General features: G+C 38.4%; 12 protein-coding genes. 9 read left to right on the forward strand and 3 right to left on the reverse strand.

Translation table 11 applies throughout. From position 1 onward, the window contains the following. Positions 1 to 186: 186 nt before the first annotated feature. The 7 genes from gyrB (at position 187) to gatB (ending at position 7,201) form a co-directional block, all read left to right on the forward strand. Positions 187 to 2,283, forward strand: a complete 2,097-nt coding sequence (gene gyrB, locus PHV78_03165) for a DNA topoisomerase (ATP-hydrolyzing) subunit B (GenBank protein ID MDD5396222.1) — start codon at positions 187 to 189, stop codon at positions 2,281 to 2,283. Positions 2,284 to 2,346: 63 nt separating this feature from the next. Further along, positions 2,347 to 2,529 (forward strand): preprotein translocase subunit SecE, encoded by a 183-nt coding sequence (gene secE / locus PHV78_03170; protein MDD5396223.1) that lies wholly within the window; start codon positions 2,347 to 2,349, stop codon positions 2,527 to 2,529. Between the two features lie 13 nt (positions 2,530 to 2,542). Next, positions 2,543 to 3,085 carry a transcription termination/antitermination protein NusG gene (gene nusG / locus PHV78_03175; GenBank protein ID MDD5396224.1) on the forward strand — a complete coding sequence of 181 codons (543 nt, stop codon included), beginning with the start codon at positions 2,543 to 2,545 and terminating at the stop codon, positions 3,083 to 3,085. A 17-nt stretch (positions 3,086 to 3,102) separates the two neighbouring features. Then, positions 3,103 to 3,531, forward strand: a complete 429-nt coding sequence (rplK, locus tag PHV78_03180; protein ID MDD5396225.1) for a 50S ribosomal protein L11 — start codon at positions 3,103 to 3,105, stop codon at positions 3,529 to 3,531. A 22-nt stretch (positions 3,532 to 3,553) separates the two neighbouring features. Beyond that, complete coding sequence (rplA, locus tag PHV78_03185) at positions 3,554 to 4,234, forward strand: 50S ribosomal protein L1 (GenBank protein MDD5396226.1); 681 nt, start codon at positions 3,554 to 3,556, stop codon at positions 4,232 to 4,234. Between the two features lie 95 nt (positions 4,235 to 4,329). Beyond that, positions 4,330 to 5,706 (forward strand): sugar transferase, encoded by a 1,377-nt coding sequence (locus PHV78_03190; GenBank protein ID MDD5396227.1) that lies wholly within the window; start codon positions 4,330 to 4,332, stop codon positions 5,704 to 5,706. Between the two features lie 4 nt (positions 5,707 to 5,710). Then, positions 5,711 to 7,201, forward strand: a complete 1,491-nt coding sequence (gene gatB, locus PHV78_03195; protein MDD5396228.1) for an Asp-tRNA(Asn)/Glu-tRNA(Gln) amidotransferase subunit GatB — start codon at positions 5,711 to 5,713, stop codon at positions 7,199 to 7,201. A 53-nt stretch (positions 7,202 to 7,254) separates the two neighbouring features. Here gatB and miaA read toward each other — a convergent pair whose 3' ends face one another. After that, positions 7,255 to 8,265 (reverse strand): tRNA (adenosine(37)-N6)-dimethylallyltransferase MiaA, encoded by a 1,011-nt coding sequence (gene miaA / locus PHV78_03200; GenBank protein ID MDD5396229.1) that lies wholly within the window; start codon positions 8,263 to 8,265, stop codon positions 7,255 to 7,257. A 111-nt stretch (positions 8,266 to 8,376) separates the two neighbouring features. On the opposite strand from miaA, the gene PHV78_03205 reads away from it, so the two are divergent. After that, complete coding sequence (locus tag PHV78_03205) at positions 8,377 to 9,150, forward strand: PrsW family intramembrane metalloprotease (GenBank protein ID MDD5396230.1); 774 nt, start codon at positions 8,377 to 8,379, stop codon at positions 9,148 to 9,150. Here the strand turns inward: PHV78_03205 and miaB are convergent. Then, positions 9,127 to 10,380 carry a tRNA (N6-isopentenyl adenosine(37)-C2)-methylthiotransferase MiaB gene (miaB, locus tag PHV78_03210; protein ID MDD5396231.1) on the reverse strand — a complete coding sequence of 418 codons (1,254 nt, stop codon included), beginning with the start codon at positions 10,378 to 10,380 and terminating at the stop codon, positions 9,127 to 9,129. The two genes, PHV78_03205 and miaB, sit on opposite strands and share 24 nt — an antisense overlap. Before the next feature lie 538 nt (positions 10,381 to 10,918). Here miaB and PHV78_03215 point away from each other — a divergent pair. Continuing rightward, positions 10,919 to 11,437: a hypothetical protein gene (locus PHV78_03215; protein ID MDD5396232.1), complete on the forward strand. Its 519-nt coding sequence runs from the start codon at positions 10,919 to 10,921 to the stop codon at positions 11,435 to 11,437. 507 nt (positions 11,438 to 11,944) lie between these two features. Here the strand turns inward: PHV78_03215 and PHV78_03220 are convergent. Further along, positions 11,945 to 12,250 (reverse strand): four helix bundle protein, encoded by a 306-nt coding sequence (locus PHV78_03220; GenBank protein ID MDD5396233.1) that lies wholly within the window; start codon positions 12,248 to 12,250, stop codon positions 11,945 to 11,947. Between the last annotated feature and the right edge of the window lie 41 nt (positions 12,251 to 12,291).

A 12,291-nucleotide genomic window follows, 5' to 3' on the forward strand; every position in this document is an offset into this window, starting at 1 on the left:
CGAGTTATCCACAAAGGCTAAAACATGATTTAATAAATTTTTCACTCTTGAAAGCCGCGATTTTCTTAAACAATAGGACACAAAATTTTATAAATGCAAAATAATTAAATTTTAACGAAAAAGCCGCCAATTTTTGATTTTTGGGGCTTGTTTTTTATCAATTTTTATAGTATACTTATCATATCTATGAAGAAGCAAATAACTAAAAAAATCAATGAAATCAAAGAAAGTAAGCCGACCGGCGATTTAGTCAAAGACAAAGACAAGAAAGCGGCCAGCCAGGAATATAGCGCTAGCCAAATTACGGTTCTTGACGGATTGGAGCCGGTTAGGAGGCGGCCGGCCATGTACATTGGTTCGGTTGGGCCAGACGGTTTACATCATTTGATTTGGGAAGTTGTTGATAATTCAATCGATGAAGCGATCGGAGGATTTTGTAATAAAATTATTATTGAATTATTACCGGATAATTTAATCAGAGTTACTGATAATGGTCGAGGTATTCCTGTTGATATGCACAAGCAAGTCGGTAAATCTGCTCTTGAAGTTGTTTTAACTAAATTGCATGCCGGCGGTAAATTTAGCCATGATGCTTATAAAGTTTCTGGCGGTTTGCATGGCGTTGGCGTGTCAGTGGTAAACGCCTTGTCAATTTATTTAAAAGCAGAGGTTCGCCGCGACGGTGGTTTATGGATGCAAGAATATAAAAAGGGTCAGCCCGTATCAAAAGCTAAACAAGTCGGGAAATCATCAGAAAGGGGTACGACCATCACCTTCCAGGCTGATCCGGAAATTTTCCCTAAAATAGAATATAATTGGAATACTATTTTAAATCATTTACGCCAGCAGGCTTATCTAACTAAGGGCGTAAGAATAATTGTTGTTGATTCTCGCAAGGCCAGTGACATTACTAAACATCAATTTTATTTCGAGGGAGGCATTATTGCTTATGTGCAGCATTTGAATCGTACAAATAAAATTAGAAATCAAAATATTTTTTATGTGAACAAAGAATCCGAGGGTATAATAGTTGAAACCGCCTTTCAATATATCGACGACTTTATAGAAACGGCTTATAGTTTCGCTAATAATATTTATACGCCCGAAGGCGGAACGCATATATTGGGTTTTCGTACGGCCTTGACCCGCATTTTAAATACTTATGGCCGCGCTCATAATTTATTAAAAGAGAAAGACGATAATTTAACCGGTGAAGATACGCGTGAAGGCCTAACAGCCGTGGTCAGCATTAAGATCCGTGATCCGCAATTCGAAGGTCAAACCAAGGCCAAACTTGGCAATACTGAAGCTAGGCCAGTGGTAGAAACGGTGGTTGGCGAAGCTTTAACCACGTTTTTAGAGGAACATCCCCGCGACGCCGAAGATATGATTGCTAAATGTGTTTTGGCAGCTCGGGCCCGGCAAGCGGCTAAAAGCGCTCGCGATGCAGTACTGCGCAAAAGCGCTCTAGAAGGGTTTACCTTGCCCGGGAAATTAGCTGATTGTTCTTCTCGCGAGGCTGAAAAATGCGAATTATTTATTGTTGAGGGTGATTCGGCCGGTGGCAGCTGTAAAATGGGTCGCGATCGTCAGTTTCAGGCTATTTTGCCGCTGAGAGGTAAGGTTTTAAACGTCGAGCGGGCCCGTTTAGATAAAATTTTAGCTAATCAAGAATTAAAATCACTAATTATTGCCTTGGGCACTAATATCGGCGAGCAGTTTGATATAACAAAGTTGCGTTATCATAAAATTATTATTATGTCTGATGCTGACGTCGATGGTATGCATATCAGAACTTTACTTTTGACTTTTTTCTATCGTTATATGCCGCAGCTTATTGAAAATAATTATTTATATATTGCTCAGCCGCCGTTATATAGAATTAATTATAATCGTGAAATAAAATATTTTTATTCTGACGAAGAAAAAGATAATTTTTTGGAAAGCGTTCCTAGTCATAAAAAATCAGTTGCAGCCACAAAAAAGATTGCCAAGGGTTTCGTTGTGCAGAAAATAGGCGAAACTACTCAGCCAGAGCAAGAAGAAAAGAAAGAAGTTGAGGCCGGCGTAAATATCCAGCGCTATAAAGGTTTGGGCGAGATGAATCCTGAAGAATTATTTACCACCACCATGGATTATAATAAAAGAACCCTAAAACAGGTGGCAATTGACGATATTTCTTTGGCTGACGAGGTTTTTGACATATTAATGGGCAAGGAGGTTGAGCCTCGCAAAAAGTTCATCCAAACTCATGCCAAGACCGTCCAAAACCTTGACATTTAAAATAGGTGTTTTATAATATTTAAACAACCCTGCGGGGGTTCTTTTAAAATAGTTTACTTCATTATGATCAATAAACTTGTGGAATACATAAAAAATTCCCGACTAGAATTACAAAAAGTAGTTTGGCCAACTCGCAAAGTATTAATCAAGCATACTTTGTCCGTGATTGCTTTTAGTTTGGTTATGGCTTTCTTCTTGGGAATTATTGATTTCGGCTTAACTAGAGTTGTTCAATTATTAATTTAATCGAATATAAATTATGGCTAAACAGGTAGAACAAGGTAAAAGATGGTATGCGATTCATACCTATTCCGGCTATGAAGAGAACGTGATAGAAAGTCTTAAACAGAGAATTGCCTCTATGGGAATGCAGGACAAAATTTTTAACGTTTTGATTCCTACTGAAAAAAGAATTAAGATAAAGGGCGGGAAAAGGAAAATTATTACTGAAAAAATGTTTTCAGGCTATGTTTTAGTCGAGATGATTGTAACTGACGATTCTTGGTATGTAGTTAGAAATACTCCGAACGTGACAGGTTTTATTGGTACCGGCACCATTCCTACGCCATTGTCGGAAGAAGAAATTAAAGTTATTCAAAAAAGAATGGGCATTGAAGAGCCAAAATATAAAATTGACATTAAAGTCGGAGACTTAGTTAAAATCACCGATGGCCCATTTAAAAACTTCGAAGGCAAGGTGGCTGAAACTGACGAAGAAAGAGGCAAGGTTAAAGTGTTGATTTCCGTTTTTAGTCGAGAAACGCCCGCCGAATTGGACTTTTTACAAGTCAAAAAAATATAATACATAAAAATAATAATATGGCAGTTAAAAAAATTAAAACAGTCATTAAACTTCAAATTCCGGCTTCTCAGGCTACGCCAGCTCCGCCAGTTGGTCCGGCTTTGGGCCAGCATGGTTTAAATATTGCAGAATTTTGTAAAAAGTTTAATGATCAAACTAAAGATAAAGCCGGCAATACTGTTCCGGTCGAAATCACCGTTTATGAAGACAGAAGCTATACTTTTATTTTAAAAACTCCGCCTACTCCAGAGTTGATTAAAAAGGCAATTGGCATTGAAAAGGGTTCAGGTAAATCTTTGCGGGAAAAGGCCGGCAAAATAACGCGCAAACAAATTGCCGATATTGCTAAAATAAAAATGCCAGATCTGAACGCCAATAGCTTGGAAGCAGCCATGAGAACGGTTGAGGGTACAGCTAAACAAATGGGAGTTCAAGTGATTGATTAATCAATAATTTATATTTTAATATATGGCACGAGGTAAAAAATATCAAGAAATTAAAGCAAAGGTTAACATTAACAAAGCCTATACATTAGACGAGGTGATTGATTTTATTAAAAATAATCACGTTGCCAAATTTGATGAAAGTATTGAACTTCACATAAAATTAGGCATTGATCCGACCAAAACAGAACAGAACGTTCATGGTTCGGTAGTTTTGCCGAGCGGTTCTTTAAAGAAAAAAAGAATTGCTGTTTTTGCTACTCCGGCTAAAATAGAAGAAGCCAAAAGCGCTGGTGCCGATATTGTCGGCGGGCAAGAATTAATTGAACAGATTAAGGCGAGCGGTAAATGCGATTTTGACGTGGCCATAGCTGAGCCGGCAATTATGAAAGATTTAGCCCAAGTTGCTAAGGTGCTGGGACCAAAAGGCTTAATGCCGACCCCAAAAACCGAGGCTATCACGACTGATTTTAAGAAAACTATTGCCGAATTAAGCGGCGGTAAAACGAACTTTAAGAGCGATGCTAGCGGAATTGTGCATCAGGCTGTGGCTAGAATCTCTTGGCCAACTGATAAAATAAAAGCAAATATTGTTAAACTTTTTGAGGCCGTTAAGAAATCGAAACCATCAACCTCCAAGGGTATTTTTATTCAGGGTGTTACAATTGCTTCGACTATGGGCCCAGGATTAAAGGTTCAACTATAATTGAATAATTTATATAGAAAAAGAGGGCAACTCAATCGAGTTGACCTCTTTTATGTTTAGGATTATAATATAATAAACATCGTCTTTGATTATTTATGAAAAAAGCAGAACTTTTTTTCACGGCCATTTTGTTGCCGATTGATTATTTGATGGTAGTTAGTGCCGGTCTTTTGGCATATTTTTTGCGTTTTAATGCCCTGGCCCAACTTAGACCGATAATTTTTGAGTTGCCATTTTGGCATTATTTAGGAATTATTTTGCTGGTCGCCCTGTTTTCTATAATAGTTTTCGCTTTTAATGGATTATATCGAATAGGTCGTCAACGGTTTAGTCGAGAGCTGGCTAAAATATTTTTCGGCGTAACAACCGCCGTTATGTTGATAGTTTTATTTGTTTTTTTTCAGCGAACCCTTTTTTCTTCAAGGTTTATCGTTTTAATGGGCTGGTTGTTAGCGATAATTTTGGTTGCCTTGGGTAGATTTTTTATCCATCTGGCCCGGCTTAACATCTATAAATTAGGCAGAGGGTTAGAGCCGACAGTTATAGTGGGCGATGGCCCATTCGCTCGCGATATTTTAGACCAATTAATTAAAGAAAGAGGGTTTGGTTATCGAATTATTGACAACTCAAAGTCAGTTGACGAATTTATTACGCGTTGGCAAGATCGAGCTCAAGAAATTAGGGTGGTTATTTTGGGGGACGTGACAACCACCAATCAAGAAATTTATCGTTTGGTTAATTTTTGTAATGAACATCAAATAGTTTTTAAATACGTGGTTGATTCTTATGGCGCTCTTTTAACTAACATAAAGAGTGAAACCATTGCCGGCGTGCCGGTTATAGAAATAAAGAGAACCGCTCTTGATGGTTGGGGCAGAATTATAAAAAGATTTTTCGATATAATTATTTCCTTCTTGGCTTTAATAATTTTATCTCCTTTATTTTTAATAATAGCTGTTATTATAAAATTAGATTCGCCGGGGCCAATTTTTGTTAAGCTTAAAAGAGTCGGCTGTCGCAATCAATGTTTTCCGGTCTACAAGTTTCGTTCTATGGTTATTGGGGCCGAGAAGATGAAGGAAGACCTTATGTCATACAATGAACGAGGGGATGGCCCATTATTTAAAATGCAAAATGATCCGCGCGTAACCCGTTTTGGCAAATTCATTAGAAAAACCAGTCTTGATGAATTGCCCCAGCTATACAATGTTTTAATTGGGCAAATGAGCCTGGTTGGCCCGCGGCCCCATGAACCCCAGGAAGTAGAAAGGTACAAAAGCAATCATAAGCAACTCTTGACGATTAAACCTGGTATTACCGGTTTGGCACAAATCAGCGGTCGCTCTAATCTCACCTTTGATGATGAAGCAAATTTGGATATTTATTATATTGAAAACTGGTCATTGGGTTATGATGGACAAATTTTAATAAAAACCCTACCGGTTGTTTTAAGTAAAAAAAACGTAGCTTAATACTATGGAATTAGAACCAATTATTGGCCTGGAAATTCATTTACAACTTAAAACCAAAAGCAAAATGTTTTGCGACTGCCAGAATGAGTGGCTTGACGCTAGTCCAAATGTTAATATTTGCCCGATTTGCTTTGGTCACCCCGGCGTCTTGCCGGTAATTAACCGTGGCGCCGTAGAAATGGCCCTTAATTTAGGATTAGCATTAGAGGGCGACGTTGCCCAGTATTCTAAATTTGATAGAAAAAATTATTTCTATCCAGATTTGCCTAAGGGATATCAAATTAGCCAATATGCGATTCCGATTGTCAAAAAAGCCAAATTAAAATTAAACGAAGACAGAACGATTAGAATAAACAGAATTCATCTTGAAGAAGATACGGCAAAATTAATTCATACCCCTGATTATAAATGGAGCCTGTTGGATTACAATCGAGCCGGAATTCCACTGTTGGAAGTAGTGACCGAACCTGACTTTAAATCTCCAGAAGAGGCGAAATTATTTTTACGTGAATTACAGCTCCTGGCCCGCTATTTAAACATTTCCTGGGCTGACATGGAAAAAGGCCAAATGCGCTGTGATACCAACATATCGTTGCGACCTAAGGGAGATAAGAAACTTTATCCTAAAGCTGAGATAAAGAATCTAAATTCTTTCCGCGCCGTGGAGGAATCTTTAAGGTATGAGATTAAAAGGCAATCAAAACTATGGGAAGCCGGCAATCCGCCCAGTGGCGATGTGACCTTTGGTTGGGATGAAAAGAAAAAAATAACCATTGAACAGCGAACCAAAGAAGGAGAAATGGATTATCGCTATTTTCCTGAGCCTGACTTGCCGCCGCTTTTACTAACAGCATTTAATCTAAATGCCATTAAAAAGGATCTGACCGAATTGCCGATGGCTAAGAGGGGAAGATTTATGAAGTCTTTTGGTTTTAGCGAGATTGAAGCGAGGATATTGACCGATGATATAATCTTAGCTCATTTTACCGAAAAAACGCTTAGCGAATTAAAAGCTTGGCTAATTTCGATTGAAGAAGTCGAAGGTAGTGAGCAAAAAATATGGGAAAAACATAAAGAAAAGTTCGTGAAATTAGTTGGTAGTTGGTTGATTAATCGTTTAATGCATTTAATGGATAAATATAAAACCGCTTCTTTTGAGCTTAAAATTACGCCGGAGAATTTTGCCGAATTTATAATTTTATTATATAAAGGCAATGTTTCGAGTACCTTGGGACAGCAAATTTTAGAAAAAATGTTTTTAGAAGGGCTAGATGCCGACGAAGCCATTAAAAGGGGATCAATGAACCAGATTGACGATCAAAAACAGCTCGAAAAAATAATTGATAAAATTATCAAGAATAATCCCAAGGTTGTCGCTGATTATAAAAAAGGTAAAACCAATGCCATTGCTTTTCTAGTCGGCTTAATTATGAGAGAGACCAAGGGTCGTGCTAAAGTTGAATTGGTTAAAGAAATACTAGAAGAAAAATTATAAATTAATATTATAAAAAAAGACCGGTTAATTTACTGGTCTTTTTTGTTTTAGAATTAATTTTTTAAGAATTTTTTAATTAATTTTTTAGCTTTTTCCGTACTTTCATAATTTAACCATTTAACGGTTTTGTCTCTTTTGAACCAGGATAATTGACGTTTAGCATAATGACGAGTTTCGGTTTTGATTAGTTCGACAGCCTGTTCAAGCGTTAATTTATTATTTAAATATAAGTTAATTTGCCGGTAACCGATGCCGGTCATTGACGGAAGCAGGGGAGAGTATTTATTATTCAGTTTTTTAACTTCATTGATCAGCCCGTTTTTTATCATTTGCTCGACGCGGTCGTTGATACGCTGATAGAGTTTTTGGCGTGGCAACTTAAGCCCAATTTGTAAAATATCAAAAGATGATTTTTTATTATTCCTTGTTTCTGAAAATGGCTGACCAGTTTTAAGGCAAACCTCGAGGGCGCGGATAATTCGGCGCGGATTTTTCGGATCAATGAAGTCTTTAGCTCCGGGGTCAAGCTTGATTAATTTTTTATATAAATAAGTTAAACCGTATTTTTTTATGTCCTTTTCTATTTTTTTTCTTAATTTTAGATCGGCCGCTATAGGCGGGATATTTAAATCATTAATAATTGAGGATACGTATAAACCAGTGCCGCCTACTAAAAATGGAATCTTGCCGCGCGATTGAACGTTTCTAATAATTTTAAGCGCCATATCTTTAAAGTCAGCTACGCTGAAGCCTTCATTTGGCTTTTTTATATCAATTAAATAATGAGGCACTTGCTGAATTATGAATATTGGTTTTTTGTCAATTCTGTTCAAAAAATCTGATTTTTTGTTTACAGAATTGAGCGCCCCGATCCGCCGGCTGGCAAAGAGGGGTAACCTTATTGTGGGCTTGGCAGTGCCAATATCCATACCCTTATAAACAGTGCGGCTATCAGCGCAAATGATTTCCCCTTTGAATTTTTTAGCTAATTTAATAGCAAAATCGGTCTTTCCCGAGCCGGTCGGGCCGATGATGACTATTAATTTATTGTTTAGAGTAGACATAATTTAAGAATGTTTTATAATAGAAGGAGAATGCCTCCATTGTTGCCTGCCTGCCGGCAGGCAGGCCAGCCAGCGCTCGCTTGGCAATAATAAGGGTATAATCATATAAATATGAATGTTCAAGCTTTAAAAGAATTTTTCCTTTCTTTAGATCCGCAAAATATTGTTTTATTTACTTTGATAACCGCGTTATTATGTTTAGCGTGGATTTTTTTGTGCTTGCGCTTGGATCGCGAATCTCCAGAGCCAAAAGAACAAATCGTGAGAATATTTTTCTGGGGAGGCCTGATGGTTTTTCCGGCCCTGTTTATTGCCGGACCGATTACCGTTTTTATAAATAAGTTCACTTTTCTGAGTTCTTTAGCTCAAATTTTAATCCTTTCTTTTTTAGTTGACGGACTAATCGAAGAATTTATTAAGTTTAGCATCATTTCGGAGAAGGTTTATCGAAAGCCGTTTTTTGACGAGCCGCGCGATGGTTTAATTTATGGTATGATTCTTGGCATCGGGTTTTCCTTTTTAGAAAGTTTTTTCTACAGCTTAACCCTAGTGGGCGAGCAGCACGCGTTTTTAATTATTCTAATGAGGGGATTAATGACAACTTTCATGCATCTTTTGGCTGGTGGGATTATTGGTTATCATTTTGGTCTGGCAAAATTTGCGCATTTTTATCGTCATAAGCTGGCGACAAAGGGCTATCAAAGAATGCTGGTTTGGCGTGGTTTAATTTTGGCCATCTGCTTCCATGCCTTATATAATTTAGTCATTCGTTTCAATTATGTTTGGCTGATGATTCCTTTGGCAGTGTTATTAATCGGAGTTTATATTTCGATTATTTTGGGCTTAAGAAAAACTCAGACCTTATTCAAGTCGAACGCCCTCTAAACAGAAATCAGCTGCTTTGATAATTTTAACTTTTATAATATCGCCGATTTTTATATTCGGTGATTTTTTAATTTTTACGGTTTTAAAGGTTTTGGTTTTGCCGTAGAAGTAACCTTTATCATGGTTATTAATCAATACTTCAACTATTTTTTTCAAGTAATTTTTATTATTTTTTAAGGCTGATTTTTTTAAGATTTCATTTAGAATTTTCCATCGGCGAGATTTTTCTGCCGCCGGCACATTATCTTCCAGCTTCGCGGCTGCAGTGCCGGGCCGAGGCGAATATTCGGCGAGATATGCCATATCAAAATTAATCTGTTTCATCAGTTTTGCCGTATTATTGAATTGTGCCTTGGTTTCTTTGGGAAAGCCAACGATAATATCTGTAGAAATAGCAATGTCGGGCATAGCTTTTCTTATTTTTTTGATCAAATTTTTATAATGTACGGATGTATAATGGCGATTCATAGCTTTTAAAACCTTATTGTCGCCAGCCTGAACTGGCAAATGCATGTATTGGCAGATTTTTTTGCCGTTAGCCATTATTTTTATTAATTCATCGGATAGATCTTTCGGGTGGGAGGTAACGAAATTAAGCCAAAAATTTCCAGGCAAATCATTAATAGTTTTTAATAATTTCGGAAAATTATAATTCTCGGAATAATAGCTGTTAACATTCTGGCCCAAAAGCGTTGTTTCTTTATAACCGCTGTTGATTAGTGACTTCACTTCATTAATAATTTCTTTGGCCGGCCGTGAGATTTCCGGGCCTCGAGCATATGGTACAACACAATATGTGCAATAATTGTTGCAACCGGTTGAAATCGGCACGTAGGCCTGGAATTTAGATTGGTATTTGGGGGTAACAGAAAAATAGTCGGATGAGATAGGCCTCTCTTTTTTCAGTAATTTAGGTAGTTTATTCAGGTTTTTGATATCAAAAATTAAATCAAACGATTGACTTAATTTTTTTTGGTCTGATTTTAAGACACAACCGGTCAATAGAGTGACGATTTTCTTGTTCTTTTTAAGTTTATTCCAAATTTTTATTTTTCCGTAAATACGGTCAACGGCACTCTGTCGGACCGAGCAGGCGACAACAGCAATTAAGTCAGCCGATTTTTCGTTATCAGTTTTTTGATAACCCAAGCCTTCCAGAATCGCGGCTAAGCGTTCGGCATCTGACTTGTTCATCTGACACCCAAATGCAATAATGTGATAATATTTCATAAATAATTTTACTTGCCCCGTGAATTTTACGAAGTAAAATTTTTACGGGGTTCATTCTTGCCCCGTTGTTTGACGAAGTCAAGTGTTGCGGGGTGGCAGCCAAATGTGATTATATGGTATTTCATGGTTTGTATATTTTAGCAAAAAATACATAAAAATCAATCCCTTACCTAGAAATTTTAGCCAGACCCCTTTGATTGATTTTAACGATTCTTTAAGTTAATTAAATTAGCGAATAGATTTTGTTTAAAAAAATTACGTTTATTAAGGGTCTGTCTAAAAATCAATCAAAATTTTTAGGTGAGGGACTATTGACTTTTTGTCAAAAATATGCTAGAATAGTAACATAAGAATTAAGGAGGATAAATATAGTTCTTTAAAATACTTGCGAAATTGGTGGTCATAGCCAGAAGATTCTAATCTCCGCCTCCGCCGGCTGGTGGATAACTGATTAATGTTTTCTGGCTATGACTGCCACGCTTCCGCGATATGCGTGAGAAGAAGAGGGTAGTCCTCTAGTACAACCGAGGAGGTTGTTATGTCAAAAATAGCGCTCTGCGATGCTCGTGGACCGCTAAAACAGCTTTTTGATTGTCTCGCCGGAGACAACGGAAGCGATTGGCTGGACGAGCTAAAGAAGATGCTCCGCAAGGACGGCATCATCGACCTCGATGCTGACCCATTCCTGCCCAACGGCTGGCAAGTGGAGCAGCACATCAAGGGCGGCTCCTTCAAGTGTGACCCCAACCAAGTGGAGCTCTATCTGGCCAACGGCCAGAAGGGCGGCAAGGTCATTCGTGGCCACGAACTCCGCAAGGAGCTTGAAGGCAAGTCGGTTTTCAATGCCAACCTGCTTGATTGGCTGTTGGCCCATCCTCAGTTCATTCCGGACAGCTGGAAGGGCAAGGCAGTCTTCTTTTGGGGGACCGTCTATCGTAACGCCAATGGCGATCTGTGCGTGCGCTGCCTCTATTGGAGTGGCAGCGGGTGGAGCTGGAACTACAACTGGCTTGACTACAGCTTCTACGACAACAATCCGGCGCTGCTTCGCAAGTAACTCTCGGGACCTGGGATCCTTGTTCCTTTGGTCCGCCGTCCGCCAACTGGCGGAGGCGGATTGGACCCTTGGAATTTTGGTCTTTGGTTCTAGCCCTGCGCGCTTTCGCGCAGGGCCTTTTCTTTTTAATTATTTCTAGTAAAATAATATTTGGCGGTAGGTGAATACGCAGGCGGTCAAGGCTTCTTGCTACCGAGGCCAGTGTTTATGCAACCGAGAGTATCCTTGGTTACGACTTAGGATAGAGTGGTTTATAGGCGCTTCAAAAATGAAGTTACTTGGTGTAGGACGTTAAGGCATTTTAGATGTCGAATAAAATACAGCCCTAAATTCATCAACAATACGAATAAAGGGTAGTGATATTGACAGCATTCTACATAATCGTAACGCCAATGGCAATCTGTGCGTGCGCTACCTCTATTGGAATGGCAGCAGGTGGAGCTGGAACTACAACTGGCTTGACAACAACTTCAACGACAACAATCCGGCGCTGCTTCGCAACTCACTTCATTTCTTCTCCCGATTCAGCTCGGGAGAAGTTTCTTTTAATAAATTACGGTGCCAACCGCCAAGCATTTTACCAATTTCATTAAGCGGTTCAGAGATAGCCAGATATTTTTTGTTATCCAGCGACTTGATTAGCCAGGCAATTTGGAGAAAAAATTTTAGCAAGTCAAATCGGCTGACTGCTTTTTGCACATAAGGCAATTTCTTGTCTTTGGGTAAATTTCCGGCGGTAAAAATTAACTCGATTACTTCGACGAATGTCGAATCAATTTTTGCACCCAAAGTAAAGCGTGATGTTTTGGGCAAGTGTTGAACAATTTCGTGCCATAATTTGTAAGTTCCGATTA

This window comes from Patescibacteria group bacterium (genome assembly GCA_028715115.1).
Classification (GTDB): Bacteria; Patescibacteriota; Patescibacteriia; order UBA2591; family UBA4787; genus JAQUSN01.

What these genes read in the sequence shown, in the direction of transcription:
- gyrB (MDD5396222.1), top strand. Translation starts at nt 187, where the DNA reads ATGAAGAAGCAAATAACTAAAAAAATCAATGAAATCAAAGAAAGTAAG.
- miaA (MDD5396229.1), bottom strand. Translation starts at nt 8,265, where the DNA reads ATGTCTACTCTAAACAATAAATTAATAGTCATCATCGGCCCGACCGGC.
- nusG (MDD5396224.1), top strand. Translation starts at nt 2,543, where the DNA reads ATGGCTAAACAGGTAGAACAAGGTAAAAGATGGTATGCGATTCATACC.
- rplK (MDD5396225.1), top strand. Translation starts at nt 3,103, where the DNA reads ATGGCAGTTAAAAAAATTAAAACAGTCATTAAACTTCAAATTCCGGCT.
- miaB (MDD5396231.1), bottom strand. Translation starts at nt 10,380, where the DNA reads ATGAAATATTATCACATTATTGCATTTGGGTGTCAGATGAACAAGTCA.
- gatB (MDD5396228.1), top strand. Translation starts at nt 5,711, where the DNA reads ATGGAATTAGAACCAATTATTGGCCTGGAAATTCATTTACAACTTAAA.
- PHV78_03205 (MDD5396230.1), top strand. Translation starts at nt 8,377, where the DNA reads ATGAATGTTCAAGCTTTAAAAGAATTTTTCCTTTCTTTAGATCCGCAA.
- rplA (MDD5396226.1), top strand. Translation starts at nt 3,554, where the DNA reads ATGGCACGAGGTAAAAAATATCAAGAAATTAAAGCAAAGGTTAACATT.
- PHV78_03190 (MDD5396227.1), top strand. Translation starts at nt 4,330, where the DNA reads ATGAAAAAAGCAGAACTTTTTTTCACGGCCATTTTGTTGCCGATTGAT.
- PHV78_03215 (MDD5396232.1), top strand. Translation starts at nt 10,919, where the DNA reads ATGTCAAAAATAGCGCTCTGCGATGCTCGTGGACCGCTAAAACAGCTT.
- secE (MDD5396223.1), top strand. Translation starts at nt 2,347, where the DNA reads ATGATCAATAAACTTGTGGAATACATAAAAAATTCCCGACTAGAATTA.